The sequence below is a fragment of the Ensifer sp. VA4 genome (genome assembly GCF_055710065.1).
This window is the reverse complement of record NZ_JBVQPO010000004.1, coordinates 359,267-379,902: the sequence shown is the minus strand read 5'-3', so window position 1 is coordinate 379,902 and position 20,636 is coordinate 359,267. Positions and strand designations below refer to the sequence as shown.

General features: G+C 63.3%; 18 protein-coding genes. 9 read left to right on the top strand and 9 right to left on the bottom strand.

Translation table 11 applies throughout. The features are described 5' to 3' along the window. Window positions 1-214: 214 nt before the first annotated feature. The 7 genes from AC0C6X_RS08985 to AC0C6X_RS08955 form a co-directional block, all read right to left on the bottom strand. Window positions 215-448 carry a formate dehydrogenase subunit delta gene (locus AC0C6X_RS08985; protein ID WP_247959481.1) on the bottom strand — a complete coding sequence of 78 codons (234 nt, stop codon included), beginning with the start codon at window positions 446-448 and terminating at the stop codon, window positions 215-217. Beyond that, window positions 438-1,277: a formate dehydrogenase accessory sulfurtransferase FdhD gene (fdhD, locus tag AC0C6X_RS08980; RefSeq protein WP_247959480.1), complete on the bottom strand. Its 840-nt coding sequence runs from the start codon at window positions 1,275-1,277 to the stop codon at window positions 438-440. The genes AC0C6X_RS08985 and fdhD overlap by 11 nt, the downstream gene beginning before the upstream one ends. 278 nt (window positions 1,278-1,555) lie before the next feature. Next, window positions 1,556-4,435, bottom strand: coding sequence for a formate dehydrogenase subunit alpha (fdhF, locus tag AC0C6X_RS08975; protein ID WP_472952638.1), 2,880 nt, complete (start codon window positions 4,433-4,435; stop codon window positions 1,556-1,558). 232 nt (window positions 4,436-4,667) lie between these two features. After that, window positions 4,668-6,224: a formate dehydrogenase beta subunit gene (locus tag AC0C6X_RS08970; protein ID WP_472952634.1), complete on the bottom strand. Its 1,557-nt coding sequence runs from the start codon at window positions 6,222-6,224 to the stop codon at window positions 4,668-4,670. Beyond that, on the bottom strand, window positions 6,221-6,700 hold the full coding sequence (locus AC0C6X_RS08965; protein WP_173517707.1) for a formate dehydrogenase subunit gamma: 480 nt from the start codon (window positions 6,698-6,700) through the stop codon (window positions 6,221-6,223). Before AC0C6X_RS08965 ends, AC0C6X_RS08970 begins: the two co-directional genes overlap by 4 nt. A 180-nt stretch (window positions 6,701-6,880) precedes the next feature. Next, window positions 6,881-7,777: a LysR family transcriptional regulator gene (locus AC0C6X_RS08960; protein WP_472952633.1), complete on the bottom strand. Its 897-nt coding sequence runs from the start codon at window positions 7,775-7,777 to the stop codon at window positions 6,881-6,883. A gap of 202 nt (window positions 7,778-7,979) precedes the next feature. Then, a complete protein-coding gene (locus tag AC0C6X_RS08955) occupies window positions 7,980-8,747 on the bottom strand; it encodes an SDR family NAD(P)-dependent oxidoreductase (protein WP_173517709.1) in 768 nt (255 codons plus the stop codon). A 173-nt stretch (window positions 8,748-8,920) separates the two neighbouring features. Between AC0C6X_RS08955 and AC0C6X_RS08950 the strand changes: the two genes are divergently transcribed. The 8 genes from AC0C6X_RS08950 (at window position 8,921) to AC0C6X_RS08915 (ending at window position 17,571) form a co-directional block, all read left to right on the top strand. Then, window positions 8,921-9,685, top strand: a complete 765-nt coding sequence (locus AC0C6X_RS08950; RefSeq protein ID WP_077967971.1) for a DeoR/GlpR family DNA-binding transcription regulator — start codon at window positions 8,921-8,923, stop codon at window positions 9,683-9,685. A gap of 132 nt (window positions 9,686-9,817) precedes the next feature. Then, window positions 9,818-11,335 (top strand): glycerol-3-phosphate dehydrogenase, encoded by a 1,518-nt coding sequence (gene glpD, locus AC0C6X_RS08945; protein WP_472952630.1) that lies wholly within the window; start codon window positions 9,818-9,820, stop codon window positions 11,333-11,335. Window positions 11,336-11,473: 138 nt separating this feature from the next. After that, a complete protein-coding gene (locus AC0C6X_RS08940) occupies window positions 11,474-12,544 on the top strand; it encodes an ABC transporter ATP-binding protein (RefSeq protein WP_472952627.1) in 1,071 nt (356 codons plus the stop codon). A gap of 21 nt (window positions 12,545-12,565) precedes the next feature. Further along, a complete protein-coding gene (locus AC0C6X_RS08935) occupies window positions 12,566-13,636 on the top strand; it encodes an ABC transporter ATP-binding protein (protein ID WP_173517712.1) in 1,071 nt (356 codons plus the stop codon). Window positions 13,637-13,638: 2 nt separating this feature from the next. Then, entirely contained in the window at window positions 13,639-14,505 is an 867-nt protein-coding gene (locus tag AC0C6X_RS08930; RefSeq protein WP_173517713.1) for a carbohydrate ABC transporter permease, read from the top strand. A gap of 22 nt (window positions 14,506-14,527) precedes the next feature. Further along, the gene (locus tag AC0C6X_RS08925; protein WP_173517714.1) at window positions 14,528-15,346 is read left to right on the top strand and encodes a carbohydrate ABC transporter permease; all 819 of its coding nucleotides are present in this window, start codon (window positions 14,528-14,530) and stop codon (window positions 15,344-15,346) included. Continuing rightward, entirely contained in the window at window positions 15,346-15,768 is a 423-nt protein-coding gene (locus AC0C6X_RS08920) for a DUF2160 domain-containing protein (RefSeq protein WP_173517715.1), read from the top strand. Before AC0C6X_RS08925 ends, AC0C6X_RS08920 begins: the two co-directional genes overlap by 1 nt. A gap of 81 nt (window positions 15,769-15,849) precedes the next feature. After that, on the top strand, window positions 15,850-17,571 hold the full coding sequence (locus AC0C6X_RS08915) for an ABC transporter substrate-binding protein (protein WP_173517716.1): 1,722 nt from the start codon (window positions 15,850-15,852) through the stop codon (window positions 17,569-17,571). A gap of 114 nt (window positions 17,572-17,685) precedes the next feature. On the opposite strand, the gene AC0C6X_RS08910 is transcribed toward AC0C6X_RS08915, so the two are convergent. After that, complete coding sequence (locus AC0C6X_RS08910) at window positions 17,686-18,141, bottom strand: hypothetical protein (RefSeq protein ID WP_472952625.1); 456 nt, start codon at window positions 18,139-18,141, stop codon at window positions 17,686-17,688. A gap of 297 nt (window positions 18,142-18,438) precedes the next feature. Here AC0C6X_RS08910 and AC0C6X_RS08905 point away from each other — a divergent pair, with 297 nt between their 5' ends. Continuing rightward, window positions 18,439-19,923: a nucleobase:cation symporter-2 family protein gene (locus AC0C6X_RS08905; RefSeq protein WP_472952623.1), complete on the top strand. Its 1,485-nt coding sequence runs from the start codon at window positions 18,439-18,441 to the stop codon at window positions 19,921-19,923. A 224-nt stretch (window positions 19,924-20,147) separates the two neighbouring features. On the opposite strand, the gene AC0C6X_RS08900 is transcribed toward AC0C6X_RS08905, so the two are convergent. Further along, the gene (locus AC0C6X_RS08900) at window positions 20,148-20,576 is read right to left on the bottom strand and encodes a Fur family transcriptional regulator (protein ID WP_173517719.1); all 429 of its coding nucleotides are present in this window, start codon (window positions 20,574-20,576) and stop codon (window positions 20,148-20,150) included. Between the last annotated feature and the right edge of the window lie 60 nt (window positions 20,577-20,636).

Below are 20,636 nucleotides of genomic sequence, written 5' to 3'. Positions count from 1 at the left end.
GTTGCGCCGCTTTTGGCCCCGCAAACCCTGTCGACAGCACGTACGAGCCGGCTTGAACAACGAGCGGCTGGCAGAATTTCTGAGCGCACATCCCTGCACCCCGCGCTCGGGAATGGGGAAGGCGGCGACCGGTAGCCGCCTTCCCTTAAATCTTTTCAGATGAGGTAGCTTCGAAAAGCACCCGGTCGGAGAACCTTCGGGTGATGACAGCAGGTTAGGCAGCTTCCGGGCGCTTGATCTTCGGCGCCGCTTCCAGCACCAGCGGCGTCAGCCCTTCGCCGCCATTGTCGATATGCTCGAACAATTTGCGCCGCATGCGCGGCTCCCAATATTTGTTGATATGGGTGGCGACGCCCTGGGCCGCTTCGTTCTGCGGCTGGCTCTTGAAGAAGGTGGCGATCTGGTTCGCCATGTAGATCAGCTTGGCGTTGGTGTTGTCATGCGACATCGGCGACAGCTCCGGACTTGATGCGTTCGGCATGGGTGAAAATTTCGAATTCGTCGCCGCGCACCAGCGCAATCAACGTCATGCCTGCGGCTTCCGCCGTGCGGATGGCAAGCGCCGTCGGCGCCGAAATGGCGATGATCACGGGACTGCCGACCACCGCCGTTTTCTGCACCATCTCGACGGACACACGGCTGGTGACGACGACTGCGCCTTCGCTGCCCTTGAAGCCGGCGCGCGCGGCAGCACCCACCAGCTTGTCGAGCGCATTGTGCCGGCCGACGTCCTCGCGCACGGCGATCAGGCCGCGCCCAGGCACATAGAAGGCGGCACCGTGCACGGCACGCGTCTCGACATGCAGCGGCTGCTGGCCGTTGAGCAAGGCCACGGCCGAGACCACATCCTCCTGCGACAGCGTCAGCTTCGAATGGGAAACGTCCGGCGTCGGCCGGACCGCCTGTTCGATCGATTCGATGCCGCACAGGCCGCAGCCGACCGGGCCAGCCATATGCCGGCGACGCCGGCGGAGCATATCGTTCTCTTCGTCGCGAAGCGTAATCTGCAGGTCGATGCCGAGATTGTCCGCGACCGTCTCGGCCACGATCTCGACCGCTTCGATCTGGCCGGGATCCGTGATGATGCCCTCGGTCAGGCTGAAGCCGACGGCGAAATCCTCGAGATCGCCGGGTGTCGCCATCATCACCGCATGGGTCGAGCCGCCATAGGTAAAGGCGACAGGCGTTTCCTCCGGTACGGCTCGGGAACCCTCCCGCAGCGTGCCGTTGCGACGGGCAGCCTCGGGAACGGTTGTCGATGTCTTGAACCTGGTCATTCGTTCGTCGGGGCGTCGGTGCCCCCTCGCTTTGCTGAGAGCGGGCTACCCCCCTCTGCCCTGCCGGGCATCTCCCCCACAAGGGGGGAGATCAACATGGGGGAAGCGCTCGACCTCGGTCTCAAGTTGGCGGCATTCGCAAGGTCGCGCGCGGAGATCGCCTGACGCTCACCGCCAATCGTGGAGCAAGCGCTCGCCTCCGTGATCTCCCCCCTTGTGGGGGAGATGCCCGGCAGGGCAGAGGGGGGTAAGTTCCACGCGCACAACGCCATGGCTCGTTACTCCGCCGCCTCCAGCTTGCCGACAATCCGGCGTGACTGGCGGGCCTGCTCGTCGTAGTCCACCTGCCAGTCGGACGGACCGTTCGACGGCATCACCTGCACCGCCGTCACCTTGTATTCCGGGCAGTTGGTGGCCCAATCGGAGAAGTCTGTCGTGATGACGTTCGCCTGCGTCGACGGGTGGTGGAAGGTGGTGTAGACGACGCCGGGCGCCACGCGATCGGTGATCAGCGAGCGCAGGGTCGTCTCGCCCGAGCGGCTGGCAAGCCGCACCCAGTCGCCATCGCGGATGCCGCGCTGTTCGGCATCGTGCGGATGGATCTCCAGCCGGTCCTCCGCGTGCCAGGCGACATTGTCCGTGCGCCGCGTCTGGGCGCCGACGTTGTACTGGCTGAGGATACGGCCGGTGGTGAGCAGCAGCGGGAAGCGCGGGCCGGTGCGCTCGTCGGTCGCGACATATTCGGTGCGGATGAACTTGCCCTTGCCGCGCACGAAGCCGTCGACATGCATGATCGGCGAACCCTCGGGATGCGCCTCGTTGCAGGGCCACTGCACCGAGCCCATCTTTTCGAGATAGTCGTAGGAGACCAGCGCGAAGCTCGGCGTCGTCGCGGCAATCTCGTCCATGATCTCGGACGGGTGGCGATAGTTCCAATTGAGGCCCATCGCCTGGGCGAGCTTCTGCGTCACCTCCCAGTCGGCATAGCCGTTCTTCGGCGTCATCACCTTGCGCACCCGGTTGATCCGGCGCTCGGCATTGGTGAAGGTGCCGTCCTTCTCCAGGAAGGTCGAGCCCGGCAAGAAGACATGGGCATAGTTCGCGGTTTCGTTGAGGAACAGGTCGTGCACGACGACACATTCCATCGCGGCGAGACCGGCGGCCACATGCTTGGTGTCCGGATCCGACTGCAGGATGTCCTCGCCCTGGATGTAGAGGGCCTTGAAGGTGCCGTCGACGGCGGCATCGAGCATGTTGGGGATGCGCAGGCCAGGCTCGCTGGAAATCTCGACGCCCCAGAGCTTCTCGAAGGTCTCGCGGGTCGCATCGTCGGAGATATGGCGATAGCCCGGAAGTTCGTGCGGGAACGAACCCATGTCGCAGGAGCCCTGCACGTTGTTCTGGCCGCGCAGCGGATTCACGCCGACACCAGGGCGGCCGATATTGCCGGTGACCATGGCGAGGTTGGCGATCGCCATGACCGTCGTCGATCCCTGGCTGTGCTCGGTGACGCCGAGGCCATAATAGATCGCACCGTTGCCGCCGGTGGCATAGAGCCGCGCGGCGCCGCGCACGAGCTCGGCAGGCACGCCGGTATAGGCTTCGGTCGCCTCCGGACTGTGGTGCGGTTCGGCGACGAAGGCGGCCCAGTCCTCGTACTCCGACCAGTCGCAGCGCTCGCGGATGAATTTCTCGTCCGCAAGCCCCTCGGTGACGATCACATGCGCCATTGCCGTCAGGACCGCGACATTGGTGCCGGGCTGCAGCGGCAGGTGATAGGCGGCTTCCACATGCGGCGAGCGCACGATGTCGGTGCGGCGTGGATCGATGACGATCAGCTTGGCGCCTTCGCGCAGCCGCTTCTTCAACCGCGAGCCGAAGACCGGATGGCCGTCGGTCGGGTTGGCGCCGATGATGACGGCGACATCGGTGAACTCGACACTGTCGAAGTTCTGCGTGCCGGCCGACGTGCCGAAGGCCTGGCCGAGACCGTAGCCGGTCGGCGAATGGCACACGCGGGCGCAGGTATCGACATTGTTGTTGCCGAAGCCGGCGCGTACCAGCTTCTGCACCAGATAGGTCTCTTCATTGGTGCAGCGCGACGAGGTGATGCCGCCGACGGAATCACGGCCGTATTGGTACTGGATCCGCCGGAACTCGGAGGCCACATGCGCATAGGCCTCCTCCCAGGTGACCTCGCGCCAGGGATCGCTGACCTTCTCGCGGATCATCGGATTGAGGATGCGGTCCTTGTGGTTGGAATAACCATAGGCAAAGCGGCCTTTGACGCAGGAATGGCCGCGGTTCGCCTGGCCGTCCTTCCACGGCACCATGCGCACCAGTTCCTCGCCGCGCATTTCCGCCTTGAACGAGCAGCCGACGCCGCAATAGGCGCAGGTGGTGACGACGGAGTGCTCCGGCTGGCCGATCTCGATGACCGATTTCTCCGTCAGCGTCGCCGTCGGGCAGGCCTGCACGCAGGCGCCGCAGGAAACGCATTCCGACGACATGAAGTCTTCCGCCATGCCGGCCGAAACGCGGCTGTCGAATCCGCGGCCGCCGATCGTCAGCGCAAAGGTACCCTGCACTTCCTCGCAGGCGCGCACGCAGCGCGAGCAGACGATGCATTTCGCCGGATCATAGGTGAAATAGGGATTGGACTCGTCCTTGGGCATCCACTTGGCGTTGATTTCGCCATTGTTGCGGGCGGTGACGTGGTTCTCGCCGTCGTAGCCGTAGCGCACGTCGCGCAGCCCCACGGCGCCGGCCATGTCCTGCAGTTCACAATCGCCATTGGCTGCACAGGTCAGACAGTCGAGCGGGTGGTCGGAGATGTAGAGTTCCATCACCCCGCGGCGAACGTCCTTCAGCCGCGGCGTCTGGGTGGAGACTTCGATGCCGGCCGCCACCGGCGTGGTGCAGGAGGCCGGCATGCCGGCGCGTCCCTTGATCTCGACGAGACAGAGCCGGCAGGAACCGAAGGCATCCATCATGTCGGAGGCGCAGAGCTTCGGCACCTCGATGCCCGCATCCATCGCCGCGCGCATGATCGAGGTACCCTCGGGCACCGTGACCTCGCGGCCATCGATCGTCAGCGTCACCAGCTTTTCGGACTTGGAAGCGGGAGTGCCGAAGTCAATTTCATGAATGAGGGACATTAGCGGGCCTCCAGAGAAGATGCGTTCAAGAGGGCGGCGTTACCCCCCTCTGGCCTGCCGGCCATCTCCCCCACAAGGGGGGAGAAAAGATGTGGCGCGCGTTGCATAACGATTGAAACGTTCGGCCTGCGGAACCGTTCCTGCCGGGGCGAAAGGTCAGCCGCGGGTCGATCTCCCCCCGTGTGGGGGAGATGGCCGGCAGGCCAGAGGGGGGTGAACTGCTCCAACACAATCATTCCGCAGCCTCCACCGCCGGCGCCGGCTGAAAATCATCCGGGAAATGGGTCATGGCGCTCATCACGGGATAGGGCGTAAAGCCGCCGAGCGCACAGAGCGACCCGAACTTCATGGTGTTGCAGAGATCGGCAAGCAGTTCGCGGTTCTTCTCCGGTTCGATGCCGGCTGCGATCTTGTCGGCGACCTCGACGCCGCGGGTCGAACCGATGCGGCAGGGCGTGCACTTGCCGCAGCTTTCGACCGCACAGAATTCCATCGCGAAACGGGCCTGGTGCAGCATGTCGACCGTGTCGTCGAAGACGACGATGCCGGCATGGCCGATGAGGCCGTCACGCGCGGCAAAGGCCTCGTAGTCGAACGGCGTGTCGAACAGCGCCCGCGGGAAGTAGGCGCCGAGCGGACCGCCGACCTGTACCGCTTTCACCGGCCGGCCGCTCGCCGTGCCGCCGCCGATCTGATCGACGATTTCACCCAGCGCCAGGCCGAAGGCGGTTTCAAACAGACCGGCATGTTTGACATTGCCGGCGATCTGGATCGGGATCGTGCCGCGCGATCGGCCCATGCCGAAGTCGCGGTAGAAGGCTGCGCCCTTGTCCATGATAATGGGCACCGAGGCGAGCGAAATCACGTTGTTGATGACGGTCGGACAGTCGAAGAGGCCCTTATGGGCCGGAAGCGGCGGCTTGGCGCGGACGATGCCGCGTTTGCCTTCGAGGCTGTTCAACAGCGCGGTTTCCTCGCCGCAGACATAGGCGCCGGCGCCGGTGCGCACCTCCATGTCGAAGGCCCGGCCCGACCCGAGCACCGAGGGTCCGAGCACGCCCGCCTTGCGCGCGATCTCGATCGCCTCTGCCATCACCGTGATCGCATGCGGGTATTCGGAGCGGGTATAGATGAAGCCCTTGGTGGCGCCGGTCGCGATCCCGGCAATTGCCATGCCCTCGATCAGCACGAAGGGATCACCCTCCATGATCATTCGGTCGGCAAAGGTGCCGCTGTCGCCCTCGTCGGCGTTGCAGACGATGTATTTGCGGTCACCCGCAGCATCGAGAACCGTCTTCCACTTGATGCCGGTCGGGAAGCCGGCGCCGCCGCGGCCGCGAAGCCCGCTCTCGGTCACCTGCGCAACGATACCTTGAGGTGTCAGCGCGATGGCATTGCGCAGACCCGCAAGCCCGCCATGGGCCTGGTAATCGTCGAGCGACAGGGGATCGATGATGCCGCAGCGGGCAAAGGTCAGCCGCGTCTGCTGCTTGAGAAAGGGGATCTCCTCGGTCTTGCCGAGACAGAGCGCGTGATCACCGCCGTCCAGCAGGCCGGCATCGAGGAGCGAGGCAACGTCGCGCGCCTTGATCGGGCCATAGGCAATCCGGCCCTCGGCCGTCTCCACTTCGACCAGCGGTTCCAGCCAGTGCATGCCACGCGAACCATTGCGCACGATCACCGCATCGAGACCGCGCGAAGCGATCGCCTCGCTCATCGCCGTCACGACCTTCTCGGCGCCGAGCGCCACGGCGGCCGCGTCCCGCGGGATATAGATCTTCACCGTCATCGACGCGCCTCCTGAACGAGCACTTCCAGTTCGGCGGCATCGACCCGGGCATGCACCTCTCCGTCGAGCATGGCGGAGGGTGCGCAGGAACAGAGCCCGAGGCAGTAGACCGGCTCCAGCGTCACCGCGCCGTCCGGCGTCGTCTGGTGAAAGTCGATGCCGAGCAGCCGCTTTGCCCGCTCGGCAAGCTGATCTCCACCCATCGACTGGCAGGCCTCGGCACGACAGAGCTTCAGCACGTGGCGCCCGGCCGGATGCTCCCGGAAGTCATGGTAGAAGGTCATCACCCCATAGACTTCGGCGCGCGACAGGTTGAGCTCGCGCGCAATCAGCGGCAGACATTCCTGCGGCACATAGCCGAACTCTTCCTGGATCCCGTGCAGGATCGGAAGCAGCGGCCCTTCGAGCCCCTTCAGCTCCTCGACGATGGCGAGCGTGGTTTCCGCGATATCGGCGCGCGGCTGATGGATATTCAACGGGAGCCCTCCCGGCTCGTGGGCTAGGATGGCGGCACCCGAAACGGGCAACCGGCCCAGCCGACATTTCACTTGTCTCAAGGAGGCCGTTCCCCGGCGGTCTCCGGCCATGATTAAAAAAGCTTCGCGCTTATGCCCCAATGGGTCAATAACGCTGTTCCGTCGATCGATAGAAAAAATCTATTGAACCTGATTTCGCTCGCCGAGAATGCGCGCCTCATGCAGCAGAGCCGAGACGAGTGGCGTAAACGGCTCGCGATGCGTCGCTACCAGGCCAACCGTGTGGCGGGCATCCGGATCGACGATCGGAATCATCCGGATGTCCTCATGAAAACCGAATGATTTCGCGACGTTGAACGGCATGATGCTGGCCCAGCGACCGGTCCGTACATGCGAAAAAAGTACGATCATCGAGTTTGATTCGAGCGTCGGACTGGCAACGGCGCCGGCTTCCGTAAAATGCTGGTTGATGATGCGGCGGTTCTGCATGTCGGCCGTCAATAGACAAAGCCGAACGTCGCTAACCTCTTTCCAGGTCACGCTTTCCCGCTCCGAAAGCGGCGTCCCGGCAGCGGTGACGAGGTGGTAACGCTCGACCTGGAGGGGAACGCTGGTCACGCGGCCGAGCGGTTCGTTCTCCAGATAGGTCAATCCGGCGTCGATCTCGAGATTTTCGAGCAGCGCCAGGACCTGCACCGATGTCGTCGACTGCACGGAGAAGGTGACGTCGGGGTGCTTTTCCTGGAAGGGCGCGGTGATCATCGGCACCATGGCAAGCGTCGTCGGCACTGCCGCCAGGCGGATATGGCCGGAAAGACCCTTGCGCGCCGCCCGCATCTCCTCCCGCATCGTCCGGGTATCTCCGACGATGCGGCGCGCCCATTCGAGCACCCGCTGTCCCTCGGGCGTCAGTCCTCGGAAACGCGAACCGCGGCTGACGAGCATGACGCCGAGCTGATCCTCGAGCTGACGAATGGCGGCCGACAACGTCGGCTGCGTCACCCCACACTCCTCCGCCGCGCGGCCGAAGTGCCGTTCGCGCGCGAGAACGAGGAACATTTCCAGCTTATCGATCATGTCTACCCTTCGGGGACTGCCCTGCCCCTCACCCTAACGGGTTCGCCCCTCACCCTGGCCCTCTCCCCGCGTGCGGCGAGAGGGGACGCGCCGCAGGCGGCATTAACGATGGTTCAAACGGTGCAGCTTGTCCCTCCTCCCCGCCTGCGGGGAGAAGGTCCCGGCAGGGGGATGAGGGGCGAATGCGACCGCAAACACATACTCAAGCGATCAATTGCCCGCCATTCACCTCCAGCACCTGGCCCGTGATGTAACCCGACAGCACATGCGAGGCGAGGAAAAGGTAGGCCGGTGCGCAATCCTCCGCCGTTCCCAGCCGGCCGAGCGGAATGGTCTTGCGGGTCGCCTCCAGCTTTTCCGGCGACGAATAACGTTGATGAAAGTCGGTGGTGATCGTGCCGGGCGAAACGCAGTTGACCCGGATGCCCTCGGGCGCGAGCTCGCGCGCCAGCGCCTTGGAATAGGTGGCGACGAAAGCCTTGGTGGCCGAATAGATCGAGGAGCCGGCACTGCCGCCCGTGACCGCCGAGATCGACACGGTATTGACGATCGCCGGATGCGTGCCCTTCCGCAGCAATGGCAGCATCGCCCGCGTCATCTCGACGACCGCTGTCTGGTTGAGCTGGACGACGGTCTGGTATTGCTCGTCGGTAAGCTCCGCCGCGGGGAAACGGCCGACCATTGTGCCGGCATTGTTGATGAGGATATCGACGCTTTCGAACCGGCTCCGCACCACCTCGGCCAAACTCTCGACGCCATCCGGCGCCAGAAAATCCGCCGTCACCACATGCGCCCGCCCCTCGGTCGCCGCCGATTCGAGAAAGTCGGGCAGCTCGCCGATAGACCGGCCGGCATGGACGAGCACGCGCGCGCCGCAGTCCAGGAATTGCCGCGCGACCTCCAGCCCGATGCCGCGCCCGGCCCCGGTGACGACGACGGTCATTCCCTTGAACAAGGCCGGATGAAACATGTCTTTCCCCTCTTCGCTCCTCAGGGCAGCGTCGCCCATCGCCGAAACGAATGCAACGCGCTCCCGCATTTTAAACCATGGCGAAACCGGTTTCACGATAAACGCCAATTTATGAAATTGCGCGACTTTCGTTTTTGCATATTATGAAACAAAACGAAAATGGGGAGGATGGAATGTATCTGACGGGTCGGCAGGCGGAGATCCTGGAACTGGCAAAGAGCGAGGGTCGCGTGCTCGTGGAGGAGCTGGCGCAGCGCTTTTCCGTCACGCCGCAAACCATCCGAAAGGACCTGAACGACCTTTGCGACGCCAAGGTTTTGAACCGCATCCACGGCGGCGCGATCTTCCCGAGCGGCAAGGAAAACGTCAAATATGATGCCCGCCGCCAGATCGCAGCGCCAGAGAAACAGGCAATCGGCAAGGCCGCCGCCGAACTCATTCCCGACAATGCCTCGCTGTTCATCAATATCGGCACGACGACCGAGGCCGTGGGCGAGGCCCTTCTCGACCACAAGGAACTGATGGTCATCACCAACAATATAAATGTCGCCAATCGCTTACGTGTCTTCCCCTCGATCGAGGTGGTGATCACCGGCGGCGTCGTGCGTGGCTCCGATGGCGGCATCGTTGGCGAAGCCGCCGTCGACTTCATCAAACAGTTCAAGGTCGATTTTGCCGTCATCGGCGCCTCGGCAATCGACCATGACGGCGCGCTTCTCGATTTCGATTTCCGCGAAGTGAAGGTCGCACAGGCAATCATCGCCAATGCGCGCCATGTCATCCTCGTTTCCGACTCGACCAAGTTCGAAAGAACCGCGCCGGTGCGCATCGGTCATATCTCGCAGGTTCAGACCTTCATCACCGATCGCTGCACGCTCGAAAACGTCAGGAAAATCTGCGCCGAACAGGACGTTCGGCTGATCGAAACCGATGCCTGAGACGGGAGGTTTAGGCACCCCTAAAGATTCGGGGAGCATTCGTTTGACATTCGATATGTTTTCGTTTTAACTGATTTCACTTTCGCTGACGCATCAATTTGTGCGCCGCGAAAAGTGGAGAGGAAACAGACAGTGTCAGAGCAGACAATCTACGACGTCTTCGTCATCGGCGGCGGCATCAACGGATGCGGTATCGCGCGCGACGCGGTCGGCCGCGGATATTCGGTCGCCTTGGCCGAAATGAACGATTTCGCTTCCGGCACCTCTTCCGGCTCCACCAAGCTCATTCATGGCGGCCTGCGCTATCTCGAGCATTATGAGTTCCGCCTCGTGCGCGAGGCGCTGATGGAGCGGGAAGTGTTGTGGGCGATGGCGCCGCACGTCATCTGGCCGATGCGTTTCGTGCTGCCGTACCATAAGGGCGGCCTGCGTCCGGCCTGGCTCATCCGCCTCGGCCTCTTCCTTTATGATCACATCGGCGGCCGCAAGCTGTTGCCGCCGACGGCGACGCTGGACATGAACCGCGATCCGGCCGGCAAGCCGCTGAAGCGCCTGTTCAACAAGGCGTTCGAGTATTCCGACGGCTGGGTCAACGACGCCCGCCTCGTCGTATTGAACGCCCGCGACGCCGCCGACCGCGGTGCGGTGATCATGGCCCGCACCCGCGTCGTCTCGGCACGGCGCAATGGCGCGCTCTGGACCGTCGAGACCGAAGACCAGACGAGCGGCGAACGCAAGACCCTGCGGGCCCGCATGCTCATCAATGCGGCCGGCCCCTGGGTCGACACGGTGCTCTCCGGCGCGCTCGGCAAGAACGACGTTCACAATGTCCGCCTCGTCCAGGGCAGCCACATCGTCGTGAAGAAGAAGTTCGACGATCCGCGCGCCTATTTCTTCCAGAACCCGGATGGCCGCATCATGTTCGCCATCCCCTATGAAGAAGACTTCACGCTGATCGGCACCACCGATCGCGACTACCCCGGCAACCCGGCCGATGTCCGCATCAGCGACGCCGAGGTCGACTATCTCTGCAAGGCCGCAAGCGAGTATTTCCTGGAGCCGGTGACGAAGGACGACATCGTCTGGACCTACTCCGCCGTGCGCCCCCTCTATGACGACGGCGCCAGCAAGGCGCAGGAGGCAACCCGCGACTACGTGCTGCGGGTCGAGGGCGACAAGGGTGCGGCGCCGCTGCTCAACGTCTTCGGCGGCAAGCTCACGACCTACCGCCGCCTCGGCGAATCCGCGCTTGAGAAGATCGGTGAGGCAATCGGCGTCAAGGGATCGAAATGGACCGCCGGCTCGACCTTGCCGGGCGGAGATTTTCCCGCGCAGGGCTATGCCGATGAAGTCGCAGGGCTGCAAAAACAATATCCCTTCCTTGCGCCGGCACACGCGCGACGCCTGGTGCGCCTCTACGGCACACGCGCCGCCGTGCTCCTCGGTTCTGCTTCGAGCGAGGCCGCACTCGGCCACCATTTCGGCGCGGATCTCTACGAGGCCGAGGTCAGGTGGCTGATGACGAAGGAATGGGCGCGGCACGCCGAGGACGTGCTGTGGCGCCGGACGAAACTGGGATTGAAGCTGACGCCCGGCGAGGCGGCAGCACTGGAGGAGTACATGCGGGGCGCGGCCAACGCAGCCGCCTGAAAACGCTCGCATTCAAGAGCATTTCCAGCAAAAGCGCGCAGCGGTTCTGCGTCCGGAAATGCGAAAGACGATGAGGTAGAGCGTTTCCGCGCCGGCGTGGAAACGCTCTGGACTGCCGATGGCTGGGTGGAGAATTCAATGCTTGAAATGAAGAAGATATCCAAGGTCGTGGGCGGGGAGACGCATATCTACCCGACCGACCTGGTGCTGGAGAGGGGGTCGCTCAATGTGCTGCTCGGCCCGACCCTTTCCGGCAAGACGTCGCTGATGCGGCTGATGGCCGGTCTCGACAAGCCCGCCTCCGGTTCACTGATCTTCGACGGTACCGACGTCACCGGCCTGCCGGTGCAGAAGCGCTCCGTCGCCATGGTCTACCAGCAGTTCATCAACTACCCGGCGATGACCGTCTATGAGAACATCGCCTCGCCGATGCGCATCAGCGGCGCCGATACCGCCACCATTGACCGCGAAGTCCGCAAAGCAGCCGAGCTCCTGAAGCTGACGCCCTATCTCGACCGTACGCCCCTGAACCTCTCGGGCGGGCAGCAGCAGCGCACCGCGCTGGCGCGCGCCATCGTCAAGAATGCCGATCTCGTGCTGCTCGACGAACCGCTCGCCAATCTCGACTACAAGCTGCGCGAGGAACTGCGCGAGGAACTGCCGAAGATCTTCGCCGCGTCCGGCGCCATCTTCGTCTATGCCACCACCGAGCCATCGGAAGCGTTGCTGCTCGGCGGCAATACGGCAGCCCTCAGCCAGGGTCGCGTCACCCAGTTCGGCAAGACGATCGACGTCTACCGTCGTCCGATCGATCTCATCACCGCCCGCACCTTCGCCGACCCGCCGCTGAACACGATCGAACTCGTCAAGACCGGCTCGGCCTTCACGCTCGACGGCAAGTCCGTGCTCGCCGTGCCGACGCATCTGACGGCGATTGGCGACGGTCCCTGCACCGTCGCCTTCCAGCCGCACCACATCTCCTTCGACCGGCCGAACGGCGGCGGCAACCCGCTTACGGTCAAGACGGCGATCTCGGAGATCGCCGGCTCGGAAAGCTTCATTCACGTCGGCTTCGCCAATGCGCGCTGGGTCATGCTCGCGCCGGGCGTTCACGACATCGAACCGGACGCGACCCTCGAGGTCTTCGTCGACACCCGCCATCTCATGGCCTTCGGGCCTGATGGACGCGCCATCGGCGGCGCAGCCTAAAGGAGGCGCTGGGAGGAAAACATGGCACGCATCAACCTGGAACATATCCGCCACGCCTACGGCGCCAAACCGAAGTCGGAAAACGACTACGCGCTGAAGGAAGTGCATCACGAATGGAACGACGGCGGCGCCTATGCACTGCTCGGCCCGTCCGGCTGCGGCAAGACCACGCTGCTCAACATCATCTCCGGCCTGATCAACCCGTCGGAAGGGCGCATCCTCTTCGACGGCAAGGACGTGACGCATCTCTCCACCCAGGAACGCAACATCGCCCAGGTGTTCCAGTTCCCGGTGATCTACGACACGATGACCGTCTACGACAATCTGGCCTTCCCGTTGCGCAACCGGCACGTGCCGGAAGCCGAGGTCGACCGCCGCGTCAAGGAAACGATCGAAATGATCGGTCTCGGCGGCTGGGCGAAGAAGACCGCCCGCGGGCTTACCGCCGACCAGAAGCAGAAGATCTCGCTCGGCCGCGGCCTCGTGCGCAATGACGTCAGCGCCATCCTGTTCGACGAGCCGCTCACCGTCATCGATCCGGAAATGAAGTGGGTGCTGCGTTCGCAGATCAAGCGGCTGCACAAGCAGTTCGGCTTCACCATGGTCTACGTCACCCACGACCAGACCGAGGCACTGACCTTCGCCGACAAGGTCGTCGTCATGTATGACGGCCAGATCGTCCAGATCGGCACGCCGGCCGAGCTCTTCGAGCGTCCGCGCCATACCTTCGTCGGCTACTTCATCGGTTCGCCGGGCATGAACGTGCTGCCGGTCAATCTCGACGGCAACACCGCCACCGTCGGCGGCGAACATGTGGCCTTGAACTTCCTGCCCAAGGTCAAGGCCGGCGCCAAGACCGAGCTCGGCATCCGCCCGGAATTCGTTTCGATCGGCCGCGAGGGCATGCCGGTCGCAATCACCAAGGTCGAGGACATCGGCCGCCACAAGATCGTACGCGCCCGCTTCGCCGATCAGCCGATCTCGATCATCGTCGACGAGGACGGCGAGATCCCCGCCGATCCGCGCGTCCGCTTCGATCCGAAAGCCATCAACATCTACGCCGATTCCTGGCGCGTCGGCGAGGAGGCCTGACCATGGAGAAAACCTGGAACAACAAGGCCTGGTTCATGGTGCTGCCGGTCCTCGTGCTGGTCGCCTTCTCGGCCGTCATCCCGCTGATGACCGTCGTCAACTATTCCGTCCAGGACACCTTCGGCAACAACGAGTTCTTCTGGGCCGGCACCGACTGGTACGTCCAGGTGCTGACGTCCGACCGGTTCTGGGATGCGCTCACCCGCAACCTGATCTTCTCAGCGATCATTCTCGCGATCGAAATCCCGCTCGGCATCATCATCGCGCTCAACATGCCGAAGAAAGGTCTCGGCGTGCCGGTCTGCCTCGTCCTGATGGCATTGCCGCTGCTGATCCCGTGGAATGTCGTCGGCACCATCTGGCAGGTCTTCGGCCGCGTCGACATCGGCCTGCTCGGCCGCACGCTCGAAGGCATGGGTATCAACTACAACTACGTGCAGAACCCCGTCGCCGCCTGGGTGACGCTGATCGTCATGGACGTCTGGCACTGGACGAGCCTCGTCGTGCTGCTCTGCTATGCCGGCCTCGTCTCGATCCCCGACGCCTACTACCAGGCGGCCAAAATCGACGGCGCCTCGCGCTGGTCGGTGTTCCGCTACATCCAGCTGCCGAAGATGAAGCGCGTGCTTTTGATCGCCTTCCTGCTGCGCTTCATGGACAGTTTCATGATCTATACCGAGCCCTTCGTCGTCACCGGCGGCGGCCCGGGCAACTCCACCACCTTCCTGTCGATCGACCTCGTCAAGACGGCCATTGGCCAGTTCGACCTCGGTCCGGCGGCAGCGCTATCGATCATCTACTTCCTCATCATCCTGCTGCTCTCGTGGATCTTCTACACCGTGATGACCACGAGCGACGCGCAAGGCTGACGTGAGCGGGAGGAGAACCAACATGCAGACACAACCGCTTACCGAACGCCTTTCCTGGCTGGTGCCGACGATCTACATCGTCTTCCTGCTGCTGCCGATCTACTGGCTCGTCAACATGAGCTTCAAGGAGACGAGCGAGATCCTCAGCACCTTCTCGCTCTGGCCGCAGAACCCGACGCTCCGGAACTACCAGGTGATCTTCACCGATCCGTCCTGGTACAACGGCTACATCAACTCGATCATCTACGTCGTCATGAACACGGTGATCTCGGTGACGGCAGCGCTGCCGGCGGCCTACGCCTTCTCGCGCTACCGCTTCCTCGGCGACAAGCACCTGTTCTTCTGGCTGTTGACCAACCGCATGGCGCCGCCCGCGGTCTTCGCGCTACCCTTCTTCCAGCTCTATTCGGCTTTCGGCCTGATCGACACGCACATCGCCGTGGCACTCGCCCACTGCCTGTTCAACGTGCCGCTCGCCGTCTGGATCCTGGAAGGTTTCATGTCGGGCGTGCCGAAGGAAATCGACGAAACCGCCTATATCGACGGCTATTCGTTCCCGCGCTTCTTCGTGAAGATCTTCATGCCGCTGATCGCCTCTGGCATCGGTGTCGCCGCCTTCTTCTGCTTCATGTTCTCCTGGGTCGAACTCCTGCTTGCCCGCACGCTGACGACCACCGACGCGAAGCCGATCGCTGCCACCATGACCCGCACGGTTTCCGCCTCTGGCCTCGACTGGGGCGTGCTGGCCGCTGCCGGCGTGCTCACCATCATTCCGGGCGCGCTCGTGATCTATTTCGTTCGCAACTACATCGCCAAGGGCTTTGCCCTCGGGAGGGTATGATGACCGCTCAACCCAATCGCAAGGCCCGTTGGCAACTGCCCTTCGCCGCCGTTCTCGTCGTCTATGCCGCCGTCGCCGGGCTGCTCATGAGCATGCTGCCGATCAAGGACGGCGCGCGCGACTGGTTCGCGCCGCTGGTAGCCGGCGGCTGGATGGCCTGGTCGTTCCCGTCGGCCATGTTCTTCCTCACCATCTTCGCACTGCTGTCGATGATGGCAGTCTGGGAATATGCCTCGCCGGGCGGCAATCCGCGCGTCGGCATCCTGCGCTTCGAGACCACGCGGGGCGATCGCCTCTTCGTGTCATTGCTCGGCAGCGCCTTCATTCACCTTGCATGGCTCGGCTTCGTCGGCGGACAGAACCTGTGGTGGGCGCTCGCGCTCTCCCTGGTCTATGCCGTCGGCGTCTTCCGCTACGTCTGAGGCGAACCGATTTGACGGGCCGCTGGGTAGCGGCCCGTCAAAACCTAAAGAACCGCACTCGCAAACCTAAGGGAGGGAATTATGCGACGGCATCTTTTGACTACGACGGCAGCAATGCTGCTGGCCTTTACCGGCACGGCATTCGCCGGCATGGACGAGGCGAAGAAGTTCCTCGACAGCGAGATCGGCGACATGTCGTCACTCGACCGCGCGGCCCAAGAAGCCGAAATGCAATGGTTCGTCGATGCGGCCAAGCCCTTCGCCGGCATGGAGATCAAGGTCGTTTCCGAAACGATCACCACCCATGAATACGAATCGAAGGTTCTCGCCAAGGCCTTCTCCGACATCACCGGCATCAAGATCACCCACGACCTGATCGGCGAAGGCGACGTCGTCGAAAAGCTGCAGACGCAGATGCAGTCGGGCGAAAACGTCTACGACGCCTACATCAACGACTCGGACCTGATCGGCACCCATTGGCGCTACCAGCAGGCCCGCAGCCTGACCGACTTCATGGCCAATGAAGGCAAGGACGTCACCAACCCGAACATCGACATCGACGACTTCATCGGCAAGTCCTTCACGACCGCGCCGGACGGCAAGCTCTACCAGCTTCCCGATCAGCAGTTCGCGAACCTCTACTGGTTCCGCTACGACTGGTTCAACGACGAGAAGAACAAGGCCGACTTCAAGGCGAAGTACGGCTACGACCTCGGCGTTCCGGTCAACTGGTCCGCTTACGAAGACATCGCCGAGTTCTTCACCGGTCGCGAAGTCGACGGCAAGAAGGTCTATGGCCACATGGACTACGGCAAGAAGGACCCGTCGCTTGGCTGGCGCTTCACCGACGCCTGGCTGTCGATGGCCGGCAACGGCGACAAGGGCATCCCGAACGGCAAGCCCGTCGACGAGTGGGGCATCAAGGTCGACGAGAATTCGCGTCCGGTCGGCTCCTGTGTTGCCCGTGGCGGCGACACCAACGGCCCTGCCGCGGTCTACTCGATCCAGAAGTATCTCGACTGGATGAAGGCCTATGCACCGGCTGCCGCCCAGGGCATGACCTTCTCGGAGTCCGGCCCGGTTCCGTCGCAGGGTGAAATCGCCCAGCAGATGTTCACCTACACGGCGTTTACCGCCGACTTCGTCAAGGCTGGTCTGCCTGTGGTCAACGAAGACGGTACGCCGAAGTGGCGTTTCGCTCCGAGCCCGCACGGCGTCTACTGGAAGGACGGCATGAAGCTCGGTTACCAGGACGCCGGTTCCTGGACGCTGCTGAAGTCCACCCCCGACGATCGCGCCAAGGCCGCATGGCTCTATGCGCAGTTCGTAACCTCGAAGACCGTCGACGTGAAGAAGAGCCATGTTGGCCTCACCTTCATCCGCCAGTCGACACTCGACCACAAGAGCTTCACCGACCGCGCTCCGAAGCTCGGCGGTCTGATCGAGTTCTACCGTTCGCCGGCCCGCCTGCAGTGGTCGCCGACCGGCACGAACGTTCCTGACTATCCGAAGCTGGCCCAGCTTTGGTGGCAGGCGATCGGCGATGCCTCCTCGGGTGCGAAGACCGCCCAGGAAGCCATGGACTCGCTGTGCGCCGAGCAGGAGAAGGTTCTCTCCCGTCTCGAACGCTCAGGCGTCCAGGGCGACATCGGTCCGAAGCTCGCTGAAGAGCACGATCTCGAATACTGGAACCAGGACGCCGTTTCCAAGGGCAACCTCGCTCCGCAGCTGAAGGTCGAGAACGAGAAGGAAAAGCCGCAGACCGTCAACTACGACGATCTGGTCAAGAGCTGGCAGCAGTAAAAAACGGGGCCGCCCGCAAGACGGGCGGCCTCTTCTCTTCAGGAGATGCGGCACCGGGGTCGGCAACGGCCCCGGTTTTTCTTGGTCGGCACATCTCGGAAAAGTGGCCGCGACCTACATGCGCGCCAGTCGCAAGCGCCTGGACTTCTCGGACCGGCGCTTGTCGAAGATCGCCCTGACTGTCCGTGTCGAGCCATCGTCCATCCGCACGGTCATGTCCATGTAGAGATGCTTGTCGACAATCGCGATCCGGATGTCGAAGGGCTGGCCGCGATAGTGACTGTCGCCGCCCTCGCTCCACCGGCCGATCCCCTCGGCGCTATAGCCGCCTCCGGCGCGCCCGAGATGGACCACCGCGAACCATCCGTCCTTGCCCGTCACCTTCAGGACAGGACCGTTCCGCCTGATTTCGACCCAGCAGGTCTCGCATGCGGGCGTTCCCGACGCCACCTGCTGCCACTGTCCCGGAAAGGTAGCGCCGCTGGCCCGCGCAACAGCCGGCAGAAGGGCGAAGGCGAGCGTGAACAGCATAGCGGCCAAATGCCGGAAGGCCTGTCTCCAAGATACCATTGATCGTGGTCCCCAAACGAACGACGCCGAAGCATTCGCATCGGCGCAGAAACCATCGACGCTTCGCATTGCGGCTAGGTTGCATGGTCTTTGGATTCGTCAGGCCGCCTCGGGCAAGCGCTCAGACCTCGCAACACGCGTTCCGACCTCCGTGCGTCTTGGCGGATTTCCCCCGGATTCCAGAAAGTGTTTTCGTTCTGGCGATACTTGCGACATTCTGCCTCGACACGGAAAAATTGCATTCCCCTGTTGGAGGACGGGGGAGCCGGACTGGTCGACGTGATGGGAGGAGGAACCATGAGCGACGTTTCCAGCATACACCCGGTGGACGAGAAGCTGCCGGTGGGCAGGCTCGCGACCCTCGGGATCCAGCATGTTCTTGTCATGTATGGCGGTGCCGTCGCGGTGCCGCTGATCGTCGGCCGAGCGCTGCAGCTCAGCCCTCAGGACGTCGCTTTTCTGATCTCGGCCGACCTGTTCGTCTGCGGCATCGTCACCATCATCCAGTCGCTTGGCCTCGGCCGCGGCATCGGCATCCGCCTTCCGGTCATGATGGGCGTTACTTTCGCGTCCGTCGGCCCGATGGTTTCGATGGCGGCGATGACGCCCGGGCAGGAAGGGGCGCGCATGATTTTCGGCGCCATCATCGGGGCCGGCCTCGTCGCACTCCTGCTCGCGCCGCTGATGGGCAGGTTGCTCAAGTTCTTCCCGCCTGTCGTCACCGGCACCATCATCCTCGTCATCGGCGTCTCGCTGATGCGCGTGGGCGTGAACTGGATCTTCGGCAATCCCTTCGGGCCGACGGCGCCGAAGCTCGTCGATCCGACCCATACCGAATGGCTGGCCGAATTGAAGAAGGCTGCCGCCGCCGGCGGACCTGCCGTTCCTGATGGTCTGGTGCTCGGCGCCACTGTGCCGAACCCGCTCTATGCGGAGCCGAGCCATATCGCCCTTGCCGCCTTCGTGCTCGTCTCCATTCTCGTGATCGCGCGCTTCGGTCGCGGGCTGATCAGCAACATCGCAGTGCTGACCGGTGTCGTCGTCGGCTGTGTCGTCGCCGCGGCCCTCGGCATGATGCATTTCGACCGGGTGGCGGATGCCGGCTGGTTCGCCGTGGTCACGCCATTGCGCTTCGGCATGCCGATCTTCGATCCGGTTCTGATCGCCACCATGTCGCTGGTGATGATCGTGGTCATGATCGAATCGACCGGCATGTTCCTGGCACTCGGTGAAATGACCAACCGCGAGGTGTCGCAGCAACAATTGACCGCGGGCCTTAGGGTCGATGGCCTCGGCACCATGATCGGTGGCCTGTTCAACACCTTCCCCTATACGAGCTTCTCGCAGAATGTCGGCCTCGTCGGCGTCACCGGCGTGAAAAGCCGCTATGTCTGCGTGATGGGCGGCGTCATCATGATCGCGCTCGGCCTGATCCCGAAGATGGGCGCGCTGGTCGAAGCGGTACCTACCTTCGTGCTCGGCGGCGCCGGCCTGGTGATGTTCGGCATGGTGGCAGCAACCGGCGTGCGCATCCTTTCGACGGTCGACTTCAAGTCATCGCGCAACAACCTCTTCGTCGTCGCCGTCTCGGTCGGCTTCGGCCTGATCCCGCTGATTGCGCCGAACTACCTGATGTGGCTGCCGCATGCGATCCGTCCGATCATCGAGTCCGGCATCGTGCTTGCCTCGATCTCCGCGGTGATGCTCAACGCCTTCTTCAATGGGCTGAGCTTTGAAAGATCCGCCTCCGTCGATGCGGCCAAGCTCGCCGACGGCCACTGAGAGGCCGAAAACATCTACCCCGGCCCCTGAAAGGTGGCCGGGGCTTTGTCGTCTCATGCACATTTCGATACTTCGACCGCCACCGAAGCCTCGGTTGCGTCATCGTCGGTGTTGCCGCCATGACCGTACCGGCACGGTGGCGCAGTTCCGCCGTCGCGGGTCGCGGCTGACTTTCTTTCATTTGAAGACAACAGGAGACGTGGCGCGGCTCCAACGAGCTTGGCTCAGTCCTTGCGCTTGCGGCAGTAGAGCTCGAGGCGGTGCCGCACGAGATCGTAGCCAAGCTCGGCGGCAATCTCCGCTTGCAGTTGCTCGATCTTGTCGGAGCGGAACTCGATGACCGCACCGGTATCGATGTCGATCAGATGATCGTGATGTGGCGCGTCGGCGGTCTCGAAACGGGCGGTGGCGCTTTCAAAGGCGTGGCGATGCACCACGCCCTGCTGTTCGAGCGCCGACAGCGTCCGGTAGACGGTCGAAAGCGAGACGGTGGCGTCGATCTCCTTCGCCCGGCGATGCAGTTCGTTTGCATCCGGATGGTCTTCGGCGGTGGCGAGAATCTTCAGGATTGCGGAGCGCTGACGCGTCACACGCACGCCGCCATCCCGCAAGACGCCTTCCAGTTCTTCGACACGATTCTTGTTCTGTTTCATGGTCGTACACTAGCCAAGGGCACCGGTTTTGAAAATAGCTAGTTGCGAATGCTTCTCATT